The following is a 20,829-nucleotide window of genomic DNA, read 5'->3' as shown; positions in this document are numbered from 1 at the left end:
ACGCTCAGACCTGCCCGTCCCGGTAGGCGTCCAGCGCGGCGAGCGCGGCAGCCGCGGCCTGCTCGGCGAGCTCGGGCGGGGAGACGATCCGGCCGTCCCGGCCGAGCCGCAGCGCCAGCGGGCGCAGCCCGGACGGGTCTGCGCTGCGCAGGGTGATCCGCAGGCCGCCGTCGGGCAGTTCCTCGGCCGAGTCGTGGGTGTAGTACTCGGCGACCCATCGGCCGCCGGGGCCGACCTCGACCACCACCTCGGGGTCGTCGGCGCCCGGGTTGACCAGGCCGGCCGACAGGTCCCGCGGCTGGAGCCGGGGCGGGTTGGCGGGCTCGTCCAGGACCTTGATCTCGGCCACCCGGTCCAGCCGGAAGATCCGCCGGTCCTCGGAGGTGCGGCACCACCCCTCCAGGTAGGTGTGGCCCTCGGTGACCAGCCGGATCGGGTCGACCTCGCGCTCGGTCATCCCGCCGCGGCCGTGCGACCAGTAGCGCAGCCAGATCAGCCGGCCCTCGCTGAGCGCCCGGTCGATGTCGGCGAAGACCTGGCCCTCGGCCTCGAAGGTGACGCCGACCCGGGCGCTGGACTCGGCGCTCTCGCCGGCCGCGTCCTCGATCTTGGCGACGGCCCGGGTGAGCGCCTGCCGGTCCCGCTCGCGCAGTCCGGGCAGGCCGGCCACCGCGCGGGCGGCGACCAGCAGGGCGGTCGCCTCGTCGGCGGCCAGCCGCAGCGGCTGGGCGACGTCGTCGACGTTGTGCCACCAGATCCGCTCGCCGTCGGTGTCGATGTCGAGCAGGTCGCCGCCGCGGAAGCTGGTCCCGCACATCGGCAGCACGTTGAGGTCGCCGATCAGCTCGCGCTCGGTGATGCCGAAGGCGCGCGCCACCTCGGCCACCTCGGCGCCGGGGCGCTCGCGCAGGTAGGTGACCAGGGAGAGCATCCGCCGGGTCTGGTCGATCGCGTTGCTCATTGCCCCTACTCCCCAAGTCCCGCGACGGCCCGCAGCCGCTCGATGACATCCGCCCGCAGGTCGTCCGGGCCCAGCACCACGACGTCCGGGCCGAACTCGGCCAGGTCGGCGCCGAGCCCGTGACCGTACGGGATCTCCAGCTCGTCCCACTGCTCGTCGACGTGCCGGCTGCCCAGCGCCTTGGTGCGCAGCGGGAAGGCGGCGCCCCGGCGCAGCCGGACGGTGGCGGCGGTGGTGGCGCCCTCGCCGGCGAACCGGGCCACGGTGGCCCGGACGTCCATGTGCTCGGGCACCGTGCCGGTGAACTCGCCGGCCCGGGAGCGGACCCGGCCGGTGATCCGGCTGAGCCGGAACACCCGGGCGTCCTGCCGGTCCCGGTCGAAGCCGGCCAGGTACCAGTGGCCGCGCCAGCACTCCAGCGCCCAGGGTTCGACGGCGCGCTGCTCGGCGGCCGCGGCGCCGGCCTTGCGGTACTCGAAGGAGACCGGGCGGCGGTCGCGGGCGGCGGTGAGCAGCGGCTCGAAGGCGGCCTCGCGGGCCGGGATCCGCGGTTCGAGGGCGCTGTGCTCGGCGTCCTCGGCGAACGGCACGCCGGCCGCGCGGAGCTTCTGCAGCGCGCCGCTGGCGGCGCCGGACATCTTGGCCTGCTGCCAGACCCGGGCGGCCAGGGTCAGCGCGGCGGCCTCCTCGGCGTCCAGCGCGATCTCCGGGAGCCGGTTGCGGTCCCGGCGGGCCAGGTAGCCGACCTCGCCGTCGAGGGCGTTCTCGTCGACGTCGATGACCAGGCCGAGTTCGCGCAGGTCGTCCTTGTCCCGTTCGAACATCCGGTTGAAGGCGTCCTCGCTGCCCTGCTGCCAGGCCTCACGGTAGGCCTCGACGGACTCCCGGAGCTCCTTCTTGGAGAGCGGGCGTCTGGTGTTCATCAGGCACAGGGCGAGGTTCATCAGCCGCTCTGCCTTGGCGATCGCCATCGCGGACCTTCCTGGTGGGTCTCGGCGGGACATTCTTGATCCGGCGACCCGACCGTACCGGTCCGGGCACGCTGTGCAAAAGCCGAGTCCGCACGGGCGAGGGGCCGCACCCCGCCGGGCGGGATGCGGCCCCTCGCGGACCCGTGGTCAGACGCCGAGCAGGTCGACCACGAAGATCAGGGTCGAACCGGCCGGGATGAGCGGGCTCGGCGACTGGTTGCCGTACGCCAGGTGCGCCGGGATGACCAGCTCGCGGCGGCCGCCGACCTTCATGCCCTGGACGCCCTGGTCCCAGCCCTTGATGACGCGGCCGGCGCCGAGCGGGAAGCGGAAGGACTGGCCGCGGTTCCAGGAGGCGTCGAACTCCTCACCGGTCTCGAAGGTGACGCCCACGTAGTGGACCTCGACGACCGCGCCGGCCTTGGCCTCGGCGCCGTCGCCGACCACGATGTCGCGGATCTGCAGCTCCTTCGGCGCGTCGCCGACCGGGAAGTCGATCTCCGGCTTGCTGATGCTCACAACAGACTCTTCTCGTTCGCTGATAGACACATGACGCGGCGGCAGCCGCCCGCGCCGAGGTCCTGTCCAGGACCACGGTACGACCGGCTGCCGCCCGTCGAAGTCAGGCCCGGCCGCGAGTTGCCCCGCGTCCGGTTACCCGATCATTATCCCTCAGCTGCCGCCGCCGATGCCGGCGTCCAGGATGTCCACCACGAAGACCAGGGTGGAGTTGGCCGGGATGGTGTCCTTGGCCTGGTCCTTGTAGGCCAGCGAGGCGGGGATCACCAGCTCGACCCGGCTGCCGATGGCCTGGCCGACCAGGCCCTTGTCCCAGCCCTCGATGACGTTGCCGCCGCCGGTGACGAAGGAGAACGCCTGCCCGCGGTCGAGCGAGGAGTCGAACTTCTTGCCGTCCTTGAAGAGCGCGCCGGTGTACTGGACCAGGACGCCCTCACCGGACTCGACCTTGCGGCCCTTGCCCTGGATCAGCACGGCGGTCTTCAGCTCGGTCGGGTCGGCCGCGCCGGGGACCGGGGTGATGTCGGCCGCCTTCTTGCCGTTGTCCTTGACCTTCGGGAAGTCCGCCGGCGGCGGGGTGACGTCACCGCTGACCACCGCGTCGGGCGCGTTGGCGTTGCGGATGTCGATCACGAAGACCAGGTTGTCGGTCGGACCGACGCCCATGCCCTGGCTGCCCTGGTCACGGAAGGCGGCGGCCGGCGGGGCCACCACCAGCAGGCGGCTGCCCACCTTGTGGCCGGTGACCGCGGCGTCCAGGGCCGGGATCAGCTGACCGCCGTCGGCCTGGAAGAGCTGCGGCTTGCCGCCCTCGTACGAGCCCTGGATCTCCTTGCCGGTGGTCCAGTTCATCGCGGTGAAGTCGGCGGTGACCCAGTTGTTCTTGTCCACCTTCGGGCCGTTGCCCGCGATCAGCTCCTTGACCACGAAGGTGCCGTCGGCCGCCTCCTTGGGCAGCGTGATGGTGGCCTTGCTGCCGAAGTCGCCGGTGACCGTCGGGAGCACCTTGGCGGTGTCCTTGATCGGCGGCACCGGGGCCTCGGTGGGCGTCGGCGCCGCGGTCGGCGCCGCGTCGGACTTGGCGGCCGGGCTCTTGGAGTCCGACTTGTTGGTCAGGTACATCGTCACGCCGCCGCCGACCAGCAGCAGCGCGAGGACGGTGCCGAGGATCACGCCGAGCTTGCCCACCCCGGGCGGGTTCTCGCTGTAGCCGGCCTCCGAGAGGTCCGGGCGGCGCCGGGTCGACGCGAAGATCTGCGGCTGCTCGTCGGGGCCGGGCGCGATCGGGGCGGCCGGGGCGGGACCCCAGCCGGCCTGCTGGGCCAGGACCGACGGCGGGACGACGATCGACTCGCGTTCGGGCGACGCCGGGCCGGGGCCCACCGCGCCGTTCGCGGTGCCCGCCTCGCCCGGACTCGACGCTTTCTCAGACATGACTCCCCAATTCATCTCGCCCGACGACAGGCACCACTGCGGAAGGGCAGCAGTATGTCAGGTCACCATGAGGACGGGCGTTCAGGTTCGGCGAACGCCCGTCCGCCCCCATGGGATCAGACCGCCTCGAGAATGTCGATCACGAACACCAGGGTCGAATTGGCGGGGATGCTGCCGCTCGCCTTGTCGCCGTAGCCCAGCGACGGCGGCACCACCAGCATCACCCGGCTGCCGACGGTCTGGCCGACCAGCGCCTGGTCCCAGCCCTTGATCAGGCTGCCGGTGCCCACCTGGAGGGCCTGCGCGCCGCCGTGGCTCCACGAGGAGTCGAACTGTTTGCCGTCCGCCCAGACCACCCCGGTGTACTGCACCAGCAGCGTCTGCCCGGAGGTGACCTCCTTGCCGTCGCCCTTCACCAGCACGAAGGTCTGCAGGTCGGTCGGCGGCGCCTGGCCGGGCGGGATCGTGATGGTCGGGGCGGCCTTGCCGTTGTCCTTCACCTGCGGCATGTCGGCGGGCGGCTCGGCCATCGTCCCGGTGATGGTGGCGTCCTGCGGCACGGACTGCATGATGTCCAGCACGAACACCACGGTGTCGTTCGCGCCGATCCCGAGCGCGGTGTTGCCCTGGCTGCCGAAGCCCGCCGCGGGCGGCGCCACCACCAGCAGCCGGCTGCCGACCTTCTTGCCCTCCACGCTCTGGTCGAGGGCCGGCACCAGCCCGCCGCTGCCGGCCTGGTACAGCTGCGGCTTGCCGCCCGCGTCGTACGAGCTGGGCAGGTCCTTGCCGGTGGTCCAGTTCTTCGCGGTGTAGTTGACCGTGACCCAGTCGTTCTTCGCCACCGTGGAACCGTTGCCCTCGGAGACGGTGTTCACCACGAACTGGCCGCTCGGCTTCGCGTCCGGGAGCGTGATGGTCGCCTTGCTCCCGAAGCTCCCCGACACCGTGGGCATCGGGTCGGCCGAGGCGACCGGGCTCGGCACCTCCACCGGTCCCGCCGAGGTCGCGGAGGCCGTGGCCCCCGTCGAGGATCCGGAGCCGCTGCTGCAGGCGGCCAGCAGGACGGCGATGGGAACGGCCAGAAGGGCGGCGAATCTACGCATGAAGGTCAGCGTATGGCCCGATTCGTCCCGGATGCCGGAGGCGCAAGGGGCGCGCCGCCGTCCGGGCAAGGCCGAGGGGTGGCGGCCGGACCGCCGGTCCGACCGCCACCCCCGGGCCCGCCGGATCACATCCCGGCGATCAGCTTCTCCACCCGCTCGTCCACCGAACGGAACGGGTCCTTGCACAGCACCGTCCGCTGCGCCTGGTCGTTCAGCTTCAGGTGCACCCAGTCGACCGTGAAGTCGCGGCGCTGCTCCTGGGCCCGGCGGATGAAGTCGCCGCGCAGCCGCGCCCGGGTGGTCTGCGGCGGCACCGACTTCGCCTCGAAGGTCTTCAGGTCGGTGGTCACCCGGGTGGCCTGCCCCTTGTTCTGGAGCAGGTAGAACAGCCCGCGGCGGCGGTGGATGTCGTGGTACGCCAGGTCGATCTGGGCGACCCGGGGGTTGGACATGGTCATCTGGTGCTTCTCGCGGTACCGCTCGATCAGCTGGTACTTCATGATCCAGTCGATCTCGTTGCCGACCCGGCCGAGGTCCTCGGTGCGGACCGCCTCCAGGGTGCGGCCCCACAGGTCGAGCACCCGGGCGATGGTGCCGGTGTTGAGGCCCTTGCGGTCGGCGAACTCCAGCGCCTTGGTGAAGTACTCCTCCTGGATGTCCAGCGCGCTGGCCTCCCGGCCGTTGGCCAGGCGGACCTGGTGGGTGCCGGTCAGGTCGTGGCTGACCTCGCGGATCGCCCGGATCGGGTTCTCCAGGGTGAGGTCGCGCATCACCACGCCGGCCTCGATCAGCCGCAGCACCAGGTCGGTGGCGCCCACCTTGAGCAGGGTGGTGGTCTCCGACATGTTGGAGTCGCCGACGATCACGTGCAGCCGCCGGTAGCGCTCCGCGTCGGCGTGCGGCTCGTCCCGGGTGTTGATGATCGGCCGGGAGCGGGTGGTCGCCGAGCTGACGCCCTCCCAGATGTGCTCGGCCCGCTGGCTCACGCAGAAGACCGCGCCCCGCGGGGTCTGCAGCACCTTGCCCGCCCCGCAGATCAGCTGGCGGGTCACCAGGAACGGGATCAGCACGTCCGCCAGCCGGGAGAACTCGCCGTGCCGGGCCACCAGGTAGTTCTCGTGGCAGCCGTAGGAGTTCCCGGCGGAGTCGGTGTTGTTCTTGAAGAGGTAGACGTCGCCGGCGATGCCCTCCTCGTGCAGGCGCCGCTCGGCGTCCACGAGCAGCCCTTCGAGGATGCGTTCACCGGCCTTGTCGTGCGTCACCAGCTCGGTGACGTCGTCGCACTCGGGGGTGGCGTACTCGGGGTGCGAGCCCACATCGAGGTACAGGCGTGCACCGTTGCGCAGGAAGACGTTGCTGCTGCGGCCCCAGGAAACTACGCGGCGGAAGAGGTACCTGGCCACCTCGTCCGGAGACAGACGCCGTTGTCCCCGAAACGTACACGTGACACCGTACTCGTTCTCCAGCCCGAAAATTCGGCGGTCCATGAGGCATCTTTTCTCTTTCGCGGGCCTTTCGAAACCCACTCCGACGATGCCAATCCGATCACGGCGGGCCGTCAAATCCCCGCAGGCGCACGTGAATCCCGTACGGCTCGATTTCTCGCTCCGCACGGGATCCACACCGCCGGGTCACTCCCCGGCGGACTCCTCGCCGGTGGTCCCACCGGTGGTGTCGGTACCGGTGTCGGCGTCCGCGGTGCCGGCGCCCGCGGCCTTCGGCTCGTCCGCGGCGTCGTCGGCCGCGCTCTGGTCGCCGCTCAGCAGCCGGGACAGCTGGCCGCCCAGGATCCGCTTGAACTTGCGCTGCTGGGGCCGCTGGCGGTCCAGCACCGCCACCTCCAGCTGCTCAGGGGTGAGCGTGCGCGGGGAGCCCCCGTTGGGGTCGCGGGCGAGTGCGTCCACCGCCACCTTGAGCGCCTCGGCCAGGTTCAGCCCGGCCCGGTGACGCTGGCCCAGGTAGTTGCCGATGGAGTCGGCGTTGCCGCCGACCACGACCGAGTTCTTCTCGTCGACCACCGAACCGTCCGGGGTCAGCCGGTAGATCTGGTCGTCCTCGCCGGTCCGGCCGACCTCCGCGACGATCAGCTCCACCTCGTACGGCTTCTCGCCGACCGAGGAGAAGATGGTGCCCAGGGTCTGCGCGTACACGTTGGCCAGGCCGCGGGCGGTCACGTCGGCCCGGTCGTAGGAGTACCCGCGCAGGTCGGCGTAGCGCACGCCGCCGATCCGCAGGTTCTCGAACTCGTTGTACCGGCCGACCGCGGCGAAGGCGATCTTGTCGTAGATCTCGGACACCTTGTGCAGCGCCCGGGAGGTGTTCTCGGCGACGAACAGGATGCCGTCGGTGTAGGTCAGCACGACCACGCTGCGCCCGCGGGCGATGCCCTTGCGGGCGTACTCCGCGCGGTCCGCCATGGCCTGCTGGGGCGAGACGTAGAACGGTGTGGACACCTGAGGACCGTCCTTTCCGATGGGAGCGCGGGTGGGCTAGAGGAGCGGGGCCTGCGGGCCGTTGGGGTGGTCGCGGCGGCCGGCCGTGATGGAGGCCGCGATGGCGGAGACCTCTTCGTCGGCGAGTCGGCGGAAGCCGTCCTCGGTGATCACCGAGACGATCGGGTAGATGCCCCGGGCGAGGTCCGGGCCACCGGTGGCGGAGTCGTCGTCGGCGGCGTCGTAGAGCGCCTGGACGGCGAGCGTGGCCGCCTGCTCGGCGCTCAGGCCGTCCCGGTAGAGCTTCTTCATCGAGCCCCGGGCGAAGACCGAACCCGAGCCGGTCGCGGCGAACCCGCGCTCCTCGGAGCGGCCGCCGGTGACGTCGTAGGTGAAGATCCGACCCCGGCCGAGGTCGAGGTCGTAGCCGGCGAAGACCGGGACCACCGCCAGGCCCTGCATGGCCATCGCGAGGTTGGACCGGATCATCGTGGTGAGCCGGTTGGCCTTGCCCTCCAGCGAGAGCACCGCGCCCTCGATCTTCTCGTAGTGCTCCAGCTCCAGCTGGAACAACCGGACCATCTCGACCGCGAGGCCGGCGGTGCCGGCGATGCCGACCGCGCTGTACTCGTCGGCCGGGAAGACCTTCTCGATGTCGCGCTGGGCGATCACGTTGCCCATGGTCGCGCGGCGGTCACCGGCGATCACCACCCCGCCGTCGAACACCGCCGAGACGATCGTGGTGCCGTGCGGCGCCTCGATCGTCAGGCCCTCGGGAAGGGTGCGGCCGCCGGGCAGCAGGGACGGCGAATGCTGGGCCAGGAAGTCGAAGAACGACGAGGACCCCGGGGTCAGGAAGGCAGCCGGTAGACGCCCGGTGCCACCAGTGTTGGCTTCCACACGTATCCTTCCGATGGACGATCAGTGCAGCTGATGACCCGGACCTTACCCGCTTCCCGGCCGTGATCCACATGTCCGGCCGGGTGCGCTTGCGGGAGGTCGGCCGGGGCGGAGCACCGCGGGCCGGACAGCACGCAGCGCCGCAGACGCGATAGGCGCCTGCAGCGCTGCCCGCCCCGAATTCCCTACGGTTTTCCCGGCCCGGGGGAAGCCCCCCGGGCCGGTCTACTGGCCGCCCTTTTGCACGAATCCGCGGACGAAGTCCTCCGCATTCGACTCCAGGACCTCGTCGATTTCGTCCAGCACGGCGTCGACGTCGTCGCCGAGCTTTTCCTGGCGCTCCTTGAGGTCCTCGGAGCCCTGCGTCTCCGCGGCCTGCTCCTCGACCTCCTCGGAGGAGCGGTTCGCCCGCTGCTGGCCGCCACCGGTGTCCTTACTGGCCATTTCCCTCACCCCGCTCGATCGGTCTGGCACGGCTTGGTCTGCTGCTTGAGTCAGACCCTATCCACAGGGTGCGGCTCTCGCCCCCGGTTATCGTTCAACGCTCGGCTGTCCCCCGGATGATTCCCATCCGGGCGCCGTTCACCCGTGGTGATCGAAAAGTTACCCGCCGGAGAGCACCCGGACCAGTTCCTCCGCGGTCCGGCAGCGGTCCAGCAGCTCCTTGACGTGGTTCCTGGTGCCCCGCAGCGGCTCCATGGTCGGCACCCGCTGGAGCGAGTCCCGGCCGGGCAGGTCGAAGATCACCGAGTCCCAGGAGGCGGCCGCCACGTGCTCGGCGTACTGCTCCAGACAGCGGCCCCGGAAGTACGCCCGGGTGTCCTCCGGGGGCTTGAGGACGGCCCGCTGGACCTCCTCCTCGGTCAGCAGCCGGTCGAACCTGTTGCGCGCCACCAGCCGGTTGTACAGCCCCTTGTCGGCCCGTACGTCGCTGTACTGCAGATCGACCAGGTGCAGCCGCGGGGCCTCCCAGCCCAGCCCGTCGCGCTGGCGGTAGCCCTCCAGCAGCTCCTTCTTGGCGATCCAGTCGAGCTGCCGGGACAGGCTCATCGGGTCGCGCTCCAGGCGGCCGAGCACGTCCTCCCAGCGCGCCAGGACGTCGACGGTCTGGTCGTCGGCGTCCTGGCCGAAGCGGTCCTCGACGTACTTGCGGGCCAGCTCGCAGTACTCCATCTGCAACTGGACGGCGGTCAGCCTGCGGCCGCTGCGCAGCGTGATCAGGTACTCCAGCTCGGGGTCGTGGGAGACCCGGTGCAGGGTGCGCACCGGCTGGTCGACGGCGAGGTCGACGGCGATGAAACCGTCCTCGATCATCGACAGCACCAGCGAGGTGGTGCCCAGCTTGAGGTAGGTGGAGATCTCCGAGAGGTTGGCGTCGCCGATGATCACGTGCAGCCGGCGGTACTTCTCGGCGTCGGCGTGCGGCTCGTCGCGGGTGTTGATGATCGGGCGCTTGAGGGTGGTCTCGAGGCCCACCTCGACCTCGAAGTAGTCCGCCCGCTGGCTGATCTGGAAGCCGTTGGCGGAGCCGTCCTGGCCGAGGCCCACCCGGCCGGCGCCGGTGACCACCTGGCGGGAGACGAAGAACGGGGTCAGGTGGCGGACGATGTCGGCGAACGGGGTCGCCCGCTTCATCAGGTAGTTCTCGTGGGTGCCGTAGGAGGCGCCCTTGTTGTCGGTGTTGTTCTTGTACAGGTGGATCGGCTGCCCGTTCGGCAGTTCCAGGGCCCGGGCCGCCGCCTCGGCCATGATCCGCTCGCCGGCCTTGTCCCAGAGCACGGCGTCGCGCGGGTTGGTGACCTCGGGCGAGCTGTACTCGGGATGCGCGTGGTCGACGTAGAACCGGGCGCCGTTGGTCAGGATGACGTTGGCGAGGCCGATGTCCTCGTCGGTGAGCTGGCTGGCGTCCGCGACGTCCCGCGCGAGGTCGAAACCCCGGGCGTCGCGGAGCGGATTCTCCTCCTCGAAGTCCCAGCGGGCCCGCCGGGCCCGGTGCATCGCCGCCGCGTAGGCGTTGACGATCTGGGACGAGGTGAGCATGGCGTTGGCGTTCGGGTGGCCGGGCACGGAGATTCCGTACTCGGTCTCGATCCCCATCACGCGCCGTACGGTCATGCGGCCCTCCTTGCCCGGTACCCCGCCCCCGCCGGGCTGGGGTACTGACGTCCCGCTGTTTTCGGCTCCGCCGGCGGTCCGCCGCCGACGGTTCGAGCTTGGCCCGCCCCCTGCGGCCGGGCCCCGAGACACGCCGTCCGGCCGCGGGGCCCGTAGGCTCCGCAGCCGGACGGAGGGTGACCGCCGCTTAGAGGTACTGCCCCGTGTTGGCGACAGTGTCGATGGAGCGGCCGGACTCGGCGCCCTGCTTGCCGGTGACCAGCGTGCGGATGAAGACGATCCGCTCGCCCTTCTTGCCCGAGATCCGGGCCCAGTCGTCCGGGTTGGTGGTGTTGGGCAGGTCCTCGTTCTCCTTGAACTCGTCGACGCAGGCCGCGAGCAGGTGGGAGACGCGCAGGCCCCGCTGGCCGTGGTCGAGGAAGTCCTTGATGGCCATCTTCTTCGCCCGGTCCACGATGTTCTGGATCATGGCTCCGGAGTTGAAGTCCTTGAAGTACAGGACCTCCTTGTCACCGTTGGCGTAGGTGACCTCCAGGAAGCGGTTGTCCTCGGTCTCCGAGTACATCCGCTCCACCACGGACTGGATCATCGCCGCCACGGTGGCCGGCAGCGAGCCGTCGTGCTCCTTGACGTCGTCCGGGTGGAAGGGCAGCGTCTCCTTGAGGTACTTGGAGAAGATGTCCTTGGCCGCCTCGGCGTCCGGCCGCTCGATCTTGATCTTGACGTCCAGGCGGCCGGGCCGCAGGATCGCCGGGTCGATCATGTCCTCGCGGTTGGAGGCGCCGATCACGATGACGTTCTCCAGGCCCTCCACACCGTCGATCTCGGCGAGCAGCTGCGGGACGATGGTGTTCTCCACGTCCGAGCTGACGCCCGATCCACGGGTGCGGAACAGCGACTCCATCTCGTCGAAGAAGACGATGACGGGCGTGCCCTCGCTGGCCTTCTCGCGGGCCCGCTGGAAGACCAGGCGGATCTGCCGCTCGGTCTCGCCGACGTACTTGTTGAGCAGCTCGGGGCCCTTGATGTTGAGGAAGTAGCTCTTGCCCTGCGGGCGGCCGGTGACCTCGGCGACCTTCTTGGCCAGCGAGTTGGCCACCGCCTTGGCGATCAGCGTCTTGCCGCAGCCGGGCGGGCCGTACAGCAGCACGCCCTTGGGCGGGCGCAGCTCGTACTCCCGGAACAGGTCGGCGTGCAGGTACGGCAGCTCGACCGCGTCGCGGATCTGCTCGATCTGGTTGTGCAGACCGCCGATCTGCCGGTAGTCGATGTCCGGGACCTCCTCGAGGACCAGCTCCTCGACCTCGGACTTCGGCACCACCTCGTACACGTAGCCGGAGCGGGGCTCCAGCAGCAGGGCGTCGCCGGGGCGCAGCGTCACCCCGTGCAGCGGCTCGGCGAGCCGGACCACGCGCTCCTCGTCGGTGTGCCCGGTGACCAGGGCGCGCTCGCCGTCCTCGAGGACCTCCTTGAGGGTGACGATGTCGCCGATGCTCTCGAAGGCCATCGCGTCCACGACGTTGAGCGCCTCGTTGAGCATCACCTCCTGGCCGCGGCGCAGCTCCTCGAGGTCGACGCTGGGGCTGACGTTCACACGGAGCTTGCGCCCACCGGTGAAGATGTCGGCGGTACCGTCCTCGTTGCGGCTGAGGAAGGTGCCGAATCCGGCGGGAGGCTGGGCGAGCCGGTCGACCTCCTCCTTGAGGGCCACGATCTGGTCGCGGGCCTCACGGAGTGTGGAGGCGAGCCGTTCGTTCTGGGCGGAGACCCCGGCCAGATTGGTCTGGAGCTCGACGATGCGCTCCTCGAGAACTCTCGAGTTTCGCGGCGAGTCGGCCAGCTTGCGGCGCAGCACAGCGATTTCCTGCTCAAGGTACGAGACCTGTGCGGCCTCGTCGGAACCACGAGCAGGCCGGCCGGCGCTGCGGTTGTAGTCGTCATCGTGGGCGGCCACGGTCCTCACCTCCTCCTGGGGGAGCTGGACGCTTCCAGACCCTACCTGGGACCGGGGGTCCGTAAACCCCTAGATCAAGAAAGATGGAGTGGGCGTGTCCGATCTTCGCCCTCGCGTGCTTCCCCTCTGGTAGAGGAGATGCCCACCGGCCGACGATTCAAAGCGGACCAGATGTATCGTCGATCGGGTCAATACCTGATCGTGACCGTGGAAAGCGGTGCGATCGTTGTACGAATGGCGGGATTGCCTACGAAATCGGGGCATCCCGGATCAGAAACGGCAGGGGACATGTCGGAGTCCGGCGAGGCGCTCGAAGTATGGATCGACCAGGACCTGTGCACCGGTGACGGTATCTGCGTGCAGTACGCGCCGGAGGTCTTCGAGCTCGACATCGACGGCCTGGCCTACGTGAAGGGCCCGGACGACGAGCTGCGCCAGCAGCCCGGCGACAGTGCGCCGGTGCCGCTGACGCTGCTTCAGGACGTGGTGGACTCCGCCAAGGACTGCCCCGGCGACTGCATCCACGTGCGCCGGGTCGCCGACCGGGTCGAGGTCTACGGGCCGGACGCCGAGTAGCGTCCGGCGCGGCCGCCGGGCGTGCGCCGGCCCGCTCAGACCTGGGTGGTCGGCGCGGCGCCCCCGCCGCGGGTCCAGCGGCCGTCCCGGCGGACCCAGCTGAGGTCCTCGGACACGTCGGGGCAGCAGCGCGGCACGTCCTCGCCCGAGTACCCCTGGACGTGCGCGGTGACGTAGCCGCCGGCCGGGGCGAGCCGGGTGACGGTGAGGTTCTCCTCGGGGCGCAGCAGGGTCTCCAGCACCACCGGGCGTCCGCCGGTGCCGGGGCCGAGCAGGAAGATGCCGTCGGGCGGGGTGCCGTTGTCGGCGGCGCAGTGGGCGGCGACCACGGTGACCGGGCGGTTGCCGCCGAGGTCGGCGGGGAAGCTGGAGCCGATGGCGACCGGGAACGGGCCGCAGTCCAGCGGGAGTTCGGCCTTGGCCGGGTCGGGCGCGGCGGCTGTCGGCGCGGGGGTGGCGGCTGTGGGGGCCGCGGCCCGGACGCTGCCGGTGGCCGGGGTGGCGGCGAGCGCCCCGCCGACCACGGCGGCGCAGCCGGCGGCCACCAGGGCCCAGTGCCGCAGTCCGGGGCGGGCGTGGGCGGGTATGCCCGGTCCGCCGTTCTCGGTCATCGTCTGCGCCGTCTCGACCGCTGCTTCCACCAGGCAGTCCCCTCCACCGGTACGGTGCCCCTGATCGGCACGGTGGGTGCTGTGAGCGAGCATCGTCCCACACCCGGACGGCCCTGTCCGCACCGGGTCCGACGGCAGGTCAGCGGTGGTGTGCCGCGAGGGGTGGCGCCCCGGGCGGGTGCCCGGCGCGCCACCCCTCGCGGGTGGTCCACGGTGACGGTCAGTCGAGTTCGCGCGCGTCGTGCGCGGCGGCCTGGCGGGCGGCGCGGCGGACCGCGGCGCGCTCGGCGAGGCTGAGCTCGGGCTCGGTACCGGTGTCGTAGTCCTCGCCGTACGCACCCTTGGCGGGGCGGCGGCGGCGCAGCGGCGGCTCCACGCCGTCGGCGAGCCGGCGGGCGGTCAGCAGGAACCCGGTGTGGCCGATCATCCGGTGGTCCGGGCGGACCGCGAGGCCCTCCAGGTGCCAGGTGCGGACCATGGTCTCCCAGGCCTGCGGCTCGGTGAAGGTGCCGTGGTCGCGCAGCGCCTCGACGGTCCGCGACATCTGCGTGGTGGTGGCCACGTAGCAGCAGATCAGGCCGCCGGGGACGAGCGCCTTGGAGGCGACGTCCAGGCACTCCCAGGGGGCGAGCATGTCGAGGATGACGCGGTCGACGTCGGTCTCCACCAGGTTGTCCTGGAGGTCGCCGACGGTGAGCTTCCACGCCGGGTGCGGGCCGCCGAAGTAGCGCTCGACGTTGCCCTTGGCGATCTCGGCGAAGTCCTCGCGGCGCTCGTACGAGGCGAGCATGCCGGTGTCGCCGACGGCGCGCAGCAGGTAGCTGCTCAGCGCTCCGGAGCCGACGCCGGCCTCGACCACGCGGGCGCCCGCGAAGATGTCGGCCATGGCGAGGATCTGGCCCGCGTCCTTGGGGTAGATCACCGCCGCACCGCGGGGCATGGACAGGACGTAGTCGGGGAGCAGGGGTCGCAGCGCCAGATAGGGCACGTTGCCCGTGGTACGCACAACAGTGCCCTCGGGGGCACCGATCAGCTCGTCGTGGGGGAACGCACCCTTGTGGGTGTGGAACTGGTTCCCGGCCTGCAGAGTGAACGTGTAGTGACGGCCCTTGGGGTCGGTCAGCTGAACCTGGTCCCCGACCTGGAAGGGCCCGCGTCGGCGGGTGGCACCGGTCGGTTCGGACATGCGGACAATCTTAGGGGAAGCCGGACGCCCGTCCGACCAGTGCCCGTCCTAGGAACGTCCCGCCAGTGCGGCGGTCAGCCGCCGCTCCAGGTCGGCCAGGGTGAGCACCCCGTACGGCGTCCCGTCCGGGCGGACCACCAGGTACTCGGTGGCCGGGGTGCGGCGCAGGGCGGCCAGCAGTTGCTCTCCGGTGAGGTCGAGCGGGATCCGCAGGCCGGGTTCCAGGTCGCGGGCGAGTGCGCCGACCGCCATCCAGGGGCGCCGGTGCTCGGGGATCCCGCTGACGGCGTGCTCCTTGACCAGCCCGACCGGCTCGCCCCGGCCGTCCACCACCAGGATCGCGCCGGCCTCGGCCTCGCGGGCCTGCCGCATCGCCTCGCCGAGCGGGGTGTCGGCGGTGACGTGGACCGCGCGGCGGGTGAAGTCGCGGACCGTGATCCGGGGCAGGACCTCCTTGAGGCGGGCGTTGCGGACCCCGGCGGTGGCACCGTTCCAGATGATCACCGCGAGCACGGCGGCGAGCACCCCGTCGATCAGGCTGTCGGCGGTCGACTGCCCGGGTCCGGCCTGGGCGGCGCTGAACAGCGGGAGCCCGAACAGCACCACCAGCGCGAGGGCCCGCCCGGCCCAGGAGGCCGCGACGGTCCCCGTCATCGGCCGGCCGGTGACGCCCCAGACCACGGCCCGCAGCATCCGGCCGCCGTCCAGCGGGAGGCCGGGCAGCAGGTTGAACGCGGCGACCACCAGGTTGGAGACCGTCAGCCCGGCCAGCAGCACCCCCGGTACGGTGCCCGCCTCGACCCCCTGCATGGCCAGGTAGAACAGGCCGCCGAGGACCAGCGAGAGCAGCGGGCCGACGAAGGCCAGCCAGAACTCCCGGGCCGGGGTCTCGGCCTCCTTCTCGATCTCCGAGACGCCGCCGAAGAACTGCAGCCGGATCCGCCGGACCCCGAGCCGGTAGTGCTTGGCGACCACGGTGTGGGCCAGCTCGTGGACCAGTACGGAGGCGTAGAACGCCACCGCGAAGGAGAGCGCGACCAGGTACCGGGTGTAGCCCAGGTCGGGCAGGATCTCGGTCAGCCGGCCGCCGAACAGCCAGGTGATCAGTGCGGCGATCACGAACCAGGACGGCGTGACGTACACCGGCACGCCGAAGGGGCGCCCCATCAGGATGCCGCCGCGCGGCTGGTCCCCGTCCGGCCCGTCCGGGTCTCGGGGCCCGGGTCCCGCGGAGGTCTGTTGCCCCCTGGTGTCGCTCACGCTGCCCCTTCGCCCTCGGTACCGCCGGTCGGTGCGCCCACGCTACGTGATCGCGCGCGCGATTCGGTGCGCGCCCCTCGGATGGCTCTATACCCCTTTCAACGCGGCGTGCGCCCCCGTTGGTGCCGCCGGCACGGACCGCCGGTGCCGCCGGCCCGGCCGGTGCCCTGCTCGGGGTGTGTTCTTCGGCCCATCTCCCCGCGGCTCAGTGACCTGACAGCGAGATGTGAGCGCCGGGCAATAGGGTCTGGGTATGCAGCAGACCGACCCCGACCCCGCCGCGCCCGCGCAGCCGAGGCCGGCCACCGCCCCGACCGGCCTGTCGCCCTCCCGGGCCGGCGACTTCATGACCTGCCCGCTGCTCTACCGGCTGCGGGTGATCGACCGGCTCCCGGAGCCGCCCAGCCCGGCCGCCACCCGCGGCACCCTGGTGCACGCGGTGCTGGAGCGGCTGTTCGACAGCCCGGCCGCCGAGCGCACCCCGGAGCTGGCCCTCGGGCTGCTGCGCCCGCAGTGGGAGCGGCTGCTGGGCGAGCGCCCGCAGCTGGCCGAGCTGTTCGGCCTGCCCGGCGAGGACGAGGCCGCGGCCGCCGCCGCGCTGGCCCGCTGGCTGGGTGACGCCGAGAAGCTGCTCGGGCAGTGGTTCCGGCTGGAGGACCCGACCCGGCTGCACCCGGTGGAGCGGGAGCTCTACGTCGAGACGGCGCTGGAGTCCGGTCTGCTGCTGCGCGGGTACATCGACCGGGTCGACGTCGCGCCGACCGGTGAGGTCCGGCTGGTGGACTACAAGACCGGCCGGGCGCCCTCGCGGGACTTCGAGGGCAAGGCGATGTTTCAGATGAAGTTCTACGCCTTGGTGGTGTGGCGCTGGAAGGGCGTCATCCCCAAGCGGCTGCAGCTGGTCTACCTCGGCGGCGGGGGCGACGTGGTCACCTACGACCCGGACGAGGCCGACCTGCTGTCGGTGGAGCGCAAGCTGGAGGCGCTCTGGGAGACCATCTCGCGGGCGGTCGCCACCGGCGACTTCCCCGCCACCCGCAACCGGCTCTGCGACTGGTGCGACCACAAGTCCGCCTGTCCGGAGTTCGGCGGCACCACGCCGCCGTACCCGCTGCCGATCAGCATCACCCTGCCCGCCCAGGGCTGAGGACCGAGGACCGTCCCGACGGGGGACCAAAGAGATGAGCAAGAGGAGTCACAGGTGACGATCCGAGTGCTGCTGGTGGACGACCAGCCACTGCTGCGCACCGGCTTCCGGATGATCCTGGAGGCCGAGCCGGACCTGGTGGTGGTCGGCGAGGCCGGGGACGGCCAGCAGGCGCTGGACCAGGTCCGGGCGCTCCAGCCGGACGTGGTGCTGATGGACATCCGGATGCCCCGGATGGACGGGGTCGAGGCGACCCGCCGGATCTCCGGCCCGGGCCGGGACGGCCCGGCGAAGGTGCTCGTGCTGACCACCTTCGACCTGGACGAGTACGTGGTGGAGGCGCTGCGCGCGGGGGCCAGCGGCTTCCTGCTGAAGGACGTCCCGGCCGAGGAGCTGGTGCAGGCGATCCGGGTGGTGGCGGACGGCGCGGCGATGCTGGCGCCCTCGGTCACCCGCCGGCTGCTGGACATGTACGCCACCCGGCTGCCGTCCGGAGAGGACCTGCCGCCGCAGGCGCTGACCGCGCTGACCGAGCGCGAGGTGGAGGTGCTCAGACTGGTCGCCCGCGGCCTGTCGAACGCCGAGATCGCCGCCGAGCTGTTCGTCAGCGAGACCACCGTGAAGACCCACGTCGGGCACGTGCTGACCAAGCTCCAGCTGCGCGACCGGGTGCAGGCCGCGGTGTACGCGTACGAGAGCGGCCTGGTGCGGCCCGGCTCGATCTGAGCGGACACCGGACGCCGGAACCGCGAACGGCCCGCCCCCACGCAGGGGGCGGGCCGTTCGCGGTGTCCGGGGCGGGCTCAGGTCACTTCTTGCTGACCCGGCCGATCTCCCAGAAGCGCACCACGCCGGTGGTGTCCATGGTGCCCTCGATGCCGGTGATGTTGTTGCGCGAGGCGAAGAAGGACTTGCTCTGGTACAGCGGCAGCATCGGCACGCCCTCGGCGACCAGCTTCTGGATCTGGGTGTAGCTGCCGCCGGCCGTCCGGTCGGTGGACTTGATGCTCTCGGGCACCAGGGTCTGGCTGATCTTCGGGTCGTCCCAGCCGTTGTGGAACGCTCCGCCGTCGACCACCAGCGGGGTGATGAAGTCGTCCGGGTCGGCGTAGTCAGGGGTCCAGCCGACGGTGTACGCCTGGTACTTGCCCGCCTTCCAGCCCTCCTTGTACGCGTCCCAGTTGGCCTCCTGCTCCACGGTGACCTGGAACAGACCGCCGGCCTCGAGCTGCTTCTTGATCAGCTCCAGCTCGTCGGCACCCGCCCGGGCCCGCGACCAGGTCATGGTGATCTTGACCGGGGTGGTCACCTTGGCGTTGGCGAGGATCTTCTTGGCCTTGTTGAGGTCGGCCTCGCCGTACCTGTCGAAGAAGGCGGTGTTGTGGGCCGTGATGCCGGTGGGGACCACCGAGTACAGCGGCTGGACGGTACCGGCGTAGACGTCGCGGGCCAGCGCCTTGCGGTCCAGCAGCTGGGCCGCGGCCTGGCGGACGGCGAGGTTGCCGGCGACCGGGTCCTTGGCGTTGAAGACCAGGAAGCGGGTCTCGGCGCCGTCGCCCTCGGCGACCTTGAGGTCGCCCTTGCCGGCCAGCTCGTCGTTCTTGATCTGGGCGGCGGCGGCGGGCTCGAGGCTGTTGTCGGCGACGTCGACCTCACCCTTGTCCAGGGCCGTCTTCAGGTCATCCGCCTGGGCGAAGTAGCGCAGCGCGAACTTGCTGCTCTGCAGCTTGGCGTCGCCCTTGTAGTTGGAGTTGGCCGACAGCGACACCTTGCCGGGGCCGTGGCTGCCGCTGCCCATCTCCTCGATCGAGTCGATCTTGTACGGGCCGGAGCCGATCAGCTTGGCGTTGTCCAGCAGCTTGTCGGCCGGGAAGACCTGGTGGTCGACGATCGAGCCGGCCGCCGAGGCCAGCTTCGCCGGGAGCACCGCGTCCGGGCCGGCGAGGTGGAAGGTCACCTCGGAGTCGCCCTTGGCCTCCACCGACTCGATGCTGGACAGCAGCGAGGAGGGGCCGTTCGGGTCGTTGATCTTCATCATCCGCTGGACGGAGAAGACCACGTCCTCGGCGGTCAGCGAGTGGCCGTTGGAGAACTTCAGGCCGCTGCGCAGGGTGCAGTGGTAGGTCTTGGCGTCGGTGCCGCTGAACTCGCAGGACTGCGCCGCGTCCGGCTGCGGCACGGTGGCGCCGGCCGGGAAGCTGAGCAGCGACTGGAAGGTGTTGTTCAGGATCATCCAGGAACCGGCGTCGTACGCGCCGGCCGGGTCGAGCACGGTGGTCACGTTGGTGGTGCCCATGGTGATCGCACCGTTGGAGTCACCGCCCGTGACGACCTTCGTCGCGGAGGCGCAGCCGGCGGCCGTCGAGGCCACCAGGGCCGCGCAGCCGAGAACAGCCAGACGGTTGGCGGTAGTCATTCGGTTCGGGTTTCCTTCTGCATGCGGCCGGCTGCGGTGGGCGCCGGGGGCCTCCTGGACCTGCCGGAGTGGGGCAGGAGTGGAAGGGCCGTACGGCCGCGGGCACGCCGCCGACGGGATTTCCCGGCGGCGGAGCTGACGCGGCATGAGGGCTGGGCACTGACTCCCCCGTAGCGTGCCACATCGAACATGTGCGAATAGTGCCCGCGCGAGGGGGTCTCCCCGTCGACCCGGGGGCCGGCCGACGAGATGTCAGCCAATGCCCGATTTCTCCCCCACGCCCGGATACGCACCGTTGCCGCTACAGCGCGGTACGGAAACGACCAAACCCCCCAAAGAGAGCAATCTCACACCCGGGCCGCGACCACCGCGAACAGCAGCTCCAGATCCACCTGCTCCAGCGAGGCCAGCACCGTCCGGCCCGGGCCGGGCTCGATCACGGCCACCGACGGCACCGCGATCACCGGGCACCCGGCCGCCTCGGCGGCCCGGACGCCGGTCGGTGCGTCCTCGACCACCACGCACCGGCCCGGCTCCGCGCCGAACCGGGCGACCGCCGCCAGGTAGGGGTCCGGGTGCGGCTTGGTGCGCACCACCTCGTCACCGGCCACCGAGAAGGCGAAGTGGTGGGCGCCGAGGCTCTTCAGCACGATGTCGATGATGTGCCGGTGCGAGGCCGAGACCAGGGCCGCCGGGATGCCGTGCGCGTCCAGGGTGTTCAGCAGCCGCTCGGCGCCCGGCATCAGCGGGACCCCGCCGGCCAGCAGGTCGACGAAGCGCTGGTTGATCAGCACCGTGAGCTCCTCCGGGGTGAGGGTCACCCCGGTGCGCTGCAGCAGGTAGTCGATCACCCGGCTCATCGGCCCGCCGACCACGTGCGCCCGGTCCGCCTCGTCCAGCTGGTGGCCCAGCTCCGCGAAGAGCGAGGCCTCGGCCTGCCACCAGAAGTCCTCGGTGTCGACCAGGGTGCCGTCCATGTCGAGCAGGACCGCCTGCAGGCCCGCGCCGTCGCCGGTGGTACGCGGGGAGGTGGAAACGGTCGTCATGTGATGGTCCCTTCCGAAGAGCCGGCCATCCCGGGGGATGGCACGGGCCGGCCCGCTGGTCAGCGGACCGGCCCGTTCAGGATCATCAAGCTTACGCCCGGCTCCGGCTTTTGCAGCGAACGGAGCGCGAGGCGCACATTACCGGGCGTTGAAGTACTTGGCCTCGGGGTGGTGGATCACGATCGCGTCGGTGGACTG

19 protein-coding genes are annotated in these 20,829 nt (G+C 71.2%); 3 read left to right on the top strand and 16 right to left on the bottom strand.

From position 1 onward, the window contains the following. Nucleotides 1-4: 4 nt before the first annotated feature. The 11 genes from AA75_RS08655 to arc all read right to left on the bottom strand — a co-directional run bounded on the left by AA75_RS08655 (nucleotide 5) and on the right by arc (nucleotide 12,389). The gene (locus AA75_RS08655) at nucleotides 5-961 is read right to left on the bottom strand and encodes a YafY family protein (RefSeq protein ID WP_033819244.1); all 957 of its coding nucleotides are present in this window, start codon (nucleotides 959-961) and stop codon (nucleotides 5-7) included. A 5-nt stretch (nucleotides 962-966) separates the two neighbouring features. Continuing rightward, a complete protein-coding gene (locus tag AA75_RS08650) occupies nucleotides 967-1,932 on the bottom strand; it encodes a YafY family protein (RefSeq protein WP_033819243.1) in 966 nt (321 codons plus the stop codon). A gap of 147 nt (nucleotides 1,933-2,079) precedes the next feature. Continuing rightward, nucleotides 2,080-2,451: an FKBP-type peptidyl-prolyl cis-trans isomerase gene (locus AA75_RS08645; RefSeq protein WP_033819242.1), complete on the bottom strand. Its 372-nt coding sequence runs from the start codon at nucleotides 2,449-2,451 to the stop codon at nucleotides 2,080-2,082. 153 nt (nucleotides 2,452-2,604) lie between these two features. After that, nucleotides 2,605-3,885, bottom strand: a complete 1,281-nt coding sequence (locus AA75_RS08640; RefSeq protein WP_051812015.1) for an FKBP-type peptidyl-prolyl cis-trans isomerase — start codon at nucleotides 3,883-3,885, stop codon at nucleotides 2,605-2,607. Between the two features lie 116 nt (nucleotides 3,886-4,001). Then, nucleotides 4,002-4,988, bottom strand: a complete 987-nt coding sequence (locus AA75_RS08635) for an FKBP-type peptidyl-prolyl cis-trans isomerase (RefSeq protein WP_033819241.1) — start codon at nucleotides 4,986-4,988, stop codon at nucleotides 4,002-4,004. 125 nt (nucleotides 4,989-5,113) lie between these two features. Continuing rightward, a complete protein-coding gene (gene pafA, locus AA75_RS08630; protein WP_033819240.1) occupies nucleotides 5,114-6,475 on the bottom strand; it encodes a Pup--protein ligase in 1,362 nt (453 codons plus the stop codon). 144 nt (nucleotides 6,476-6,619) lie between these two features. Then, on the bottom strand, nucleotides 6,620-7,441 hold the full coding sequence (gene prcA, locus AA75_RS08625; protein WP_033819239.1) for a proteasome subunit alpha: 822 nt from the start codon (nucleotides 7,439-7,441) through the stop codon (nucleotides 6,620-6,622). Between the two features lie 36 nt (nucleotides 7,442-7,477). After that, nucleotides 7,478-8,320: a proteasome subunit beta gene (gene prcB / locus AA75_RS08620; protein ID WP_033819238.1), complete on the bottom strand. Its 843-nt coding sequence runs from the start codon at nucleotides 8,318-8,320 to the stop codon at nucleotides 7,478-7,480. 225 nt (nucleotides 8,321-8,545) lie between these two features. Beyond that, nucleotides 8,546-8,764, bottom strand: a complete 219-nt coding sequence (locus tag AA75_RS08615; RefSeq protein ID WP_033819237.1) for a ubiquitin-like protein Pup — start codon at nucleotides 8,762-8,764, stop codon at nucleotides 8,546-8,548. 159 nt (nucleotides 8,765-8,923) lie between these two features. Next, nucleotides 8,924-10,435 carry a depupylase/deamidase Dop gene (gene dop / locus AA75_RS08610; protein WP_033819236.1) on the bottom strand — a complete coding sequence of 504 codons (1,512 nt, stop codon included), beginning with the start codon at nucleotides 10,433-10,435 and terminating at the stop codon, nucleotides 8,924-8,926. Nucleotides 10,436-10,622: 187 nt separating this feature from the next. Then, complete coding sequence (arc, locus tag AA75_RS08605; RefSeq protein ID WP_033819235.1) at nucleotides 10,623-12,389, bottom strand: proteasome ATPase; 1,767 nt, start codon at nucleotides 12,387-12,389, stop codon at nucleotides 10,623-10,625. Between the two features lie 288 nt (nucleotides 12,390-12,677). On the opposite strand from arc, the gene AA75_RS08600 reads away from it, so the two are divergent. Continuing rightward, entirely contained in the window at nucleotides 12,678-12,965 is a 288-nt protein-coding gene (locus AA75_RS08600) for a ferredoxin (protein WP_033819234.1), read from the top strand. Between the two features lie 35 nt (nucleotides 12,966-13,000). Here AA75_RS08600 and AA75_RS08595 read toward each other — a convergent pair whose 3' ends face one another. The 3 genes from AA75_RS08595 to AA75_RS08585 form a co-directional block, all read right to left on the bottom strand. Then, entirely contained in the window at nucleotides 13,001-13,606 is a 606-nt protein-coding gene (locus tag AA75_RS08595) for a hypothetical protein (RefSeq protein ID WP_051812014.1), read from the bottom strand. Nucleotides 13,607-13,796: 190 nt separating this feature from the next. Beyond that, nucleotides 13,797-14,762: a tRNA (adenine-N1)-methyltransferase gene (locus AA75_RS08590; protein ID WP_033819233.1), complete on the bottom strand. Its 966-nt coding sequence runs from the start codon at nucleotides 14,760-14,762 to the stop codon at nucleotides 13,797-13,799. Between the two features lie 48 nt (nucleotides 14,763-14,810). After that, a complete protein-coding gene (locus AA75_RS08585; protein ID WP_033819232.1) occupies nucleotides 14,811-16,022 on the bottom strand; it encodes a site-2 protease family protein in 1,212 nt (403 codons plus the stop codon). A 253-nt stretch (nucleotides 16,023-16,275) separates the two neighbouring features. Between AA75_RS08585 and AA75_RS08580 the strand changes: the two genes are divergently transcribed. Both AA75_RS08580 and AA75_RS08575 read left to right on the top strand, forming a co-directional pair. Then, the gene (locus AA75_RS08580) at nucleotides 16,276-17,169 is read left to right on the top strand and encodes a RecB family exonuclease (RefSeq protein ID WP_033819231.1); all 894 of its coding nucleotides are present in this window, start codon (nucleotides 16,276-16,278) and stop codon (nucleotides 17,167-17,169) included. 54 nt (nucleotides 17,170-17,223) lie between these two features. After that, on the top strand, nucleotides 17,224-17,895 hold the full coding sequence (locus tag AA75_RS08575; protein WP_033819230.1) for a response regulator transcription factor: 672 nt from the start codon (nucleotides 17,224-17,226) through the stop codon (nucleotides 17,893-17,895). A gap of 82 nt (nucleotides 17,896-17,977) precedes the next feature. Here AA75_RS08575 and AA75_RS08570 read toward each other — a convergent pair whose 3' ends face one another. Together AA75_RS08570 and AA75_RS08565 are read right to left on the bottom strand one after the other, a co-directional pair. Next, nucleotides 17,978-19,585 carry an ABC transporter substrate-binding protein gene (locus tag AA75_RS08570; protein ID WP_033819229.1) on the bottom strand — a complete coding sequence of 536 codons (1,608 nt, stop codon included), beginning with the start codon at nucleotides 19,583-19,585 and terminating at the stop codon, nucleotides 17,978-17,980. A gap of 347 nt (nucleotides 19,586-19,932) precedes the next feature. Then, nucleotides 19,933-20,631 (bottom strand): HAD family phosphatase, encoded by a 699-nt coding sequence (locus AA75_RS08565; RefSeq protein ID WP_033819228.1) that lies wholly within the window; start codon nucleotides 20,629-20,631, stop codon nucleotides 19,933-19,935. Nucleotides 20,632-20,829 lie beyond the last annotated feature (198 nt).

It is taken from the genome of Kitasatospora sp. MBT63 (assembly GCF_000710465.2).
Taxonomy (GTDB): Bacteria; Actinomycetota; Actinomycetes; order Streptomycetales; family Streptomycetaceae; genus Kitasatospora.
The sequence above is the reverse complement of the archived record's forward strand: the minus strand, read 5'-3'. Positions and strand labels throughout refer to the sequence as shown.

Excerpts from the sequence above, each read along its gene's own strand:
- AA75_RS08655 (WP_033819244.1), bottom strand. The coding sequence starts at position 961 with ATGAGCAACGCGATCGACCAGACCCGGCGGATGCTCTCCCTGGTCACC.
- AA75_RS08650 (WP_033819243.1), bottom strand. The coding sequence starts at position 1,932 with ATGGCGATCGCCAAGGCAGAGCGGCTGATGAACCTCGCCCTGTGCCTG.
- AA75_RS08640 (WP_051812015.1), bottom strand. The coding sequence starts at position 3,885 with ATGTCTGAGAAAGCGTCGAGTCCGGGCGAGGCGGGCACCGCGAACGGC.
- AA75_RS08635 (WP_033819241.1), bottom strand. The coding sequence starts at position 4,988 with ATGCGTAGATTCGCCGCCCTTCTGGCCGTTCCCATCGCCGTCCTGCTG.
- pafA (WP_033819240.1), bottom strand. The coding sequence starts at position 6,475 with ATGGACCGCCGAATTTTCGGGCTGGAGAACGAGTACGGTGTCACGTGT.
- AA75_RS08615 (WP_033819237.1), bottom strand. The coding sequence starts at position 8,764 with ATGGCCAGTAAGGACACCGGTGGCGGCCAGCAGCGGGCGAACCGCTCC.
- dop (WP_033819236.1), bottom strand. The coding sequence starts at position 10,435 with ATGACCGTACGGCGCGTGATGGGGATCGAGACCGAGTACGGAATCTCC.
- AA75_RS08600 (WP_033819234.1), top strand. The coding sequence starts at position 12,678 with ATGTCGGAGTCCGGCGAGGCGCTCGAAGTATGGATCGACCAGGACCTG.
- AA75_RS08590 (WP_033819233.1), bottom strand. The coding sequence starts at position 14,762 with ATGTCCGAACCGACCGGTGCCACCCGCCGACGCGGGCCCTTCCAGGTC.
- AA75_RS08580 (WP_033819231.1), top strand. The coding sequence starts at position 16,276 with ATGCAGCAGACCGACCCCGACCCCGCCGCGCCCGCGCAGCCGAGGCCG.
- AA75_RS08570 (WP_033819229.1), bottom strand. The coding sequence starts at position 19,585 with ATGACTACCGCCAACCGTCTGGCTGTTCTCGGCTGCGCGGCCCTGGTG.
- AA75_RS08565 (WP_033819228.1), bottom strand. The coding sequence starts at position 20,631 with ATGACGACCGTTTCCACCTCCCCGCGTACCACCGGCGACGGCGCGGGC.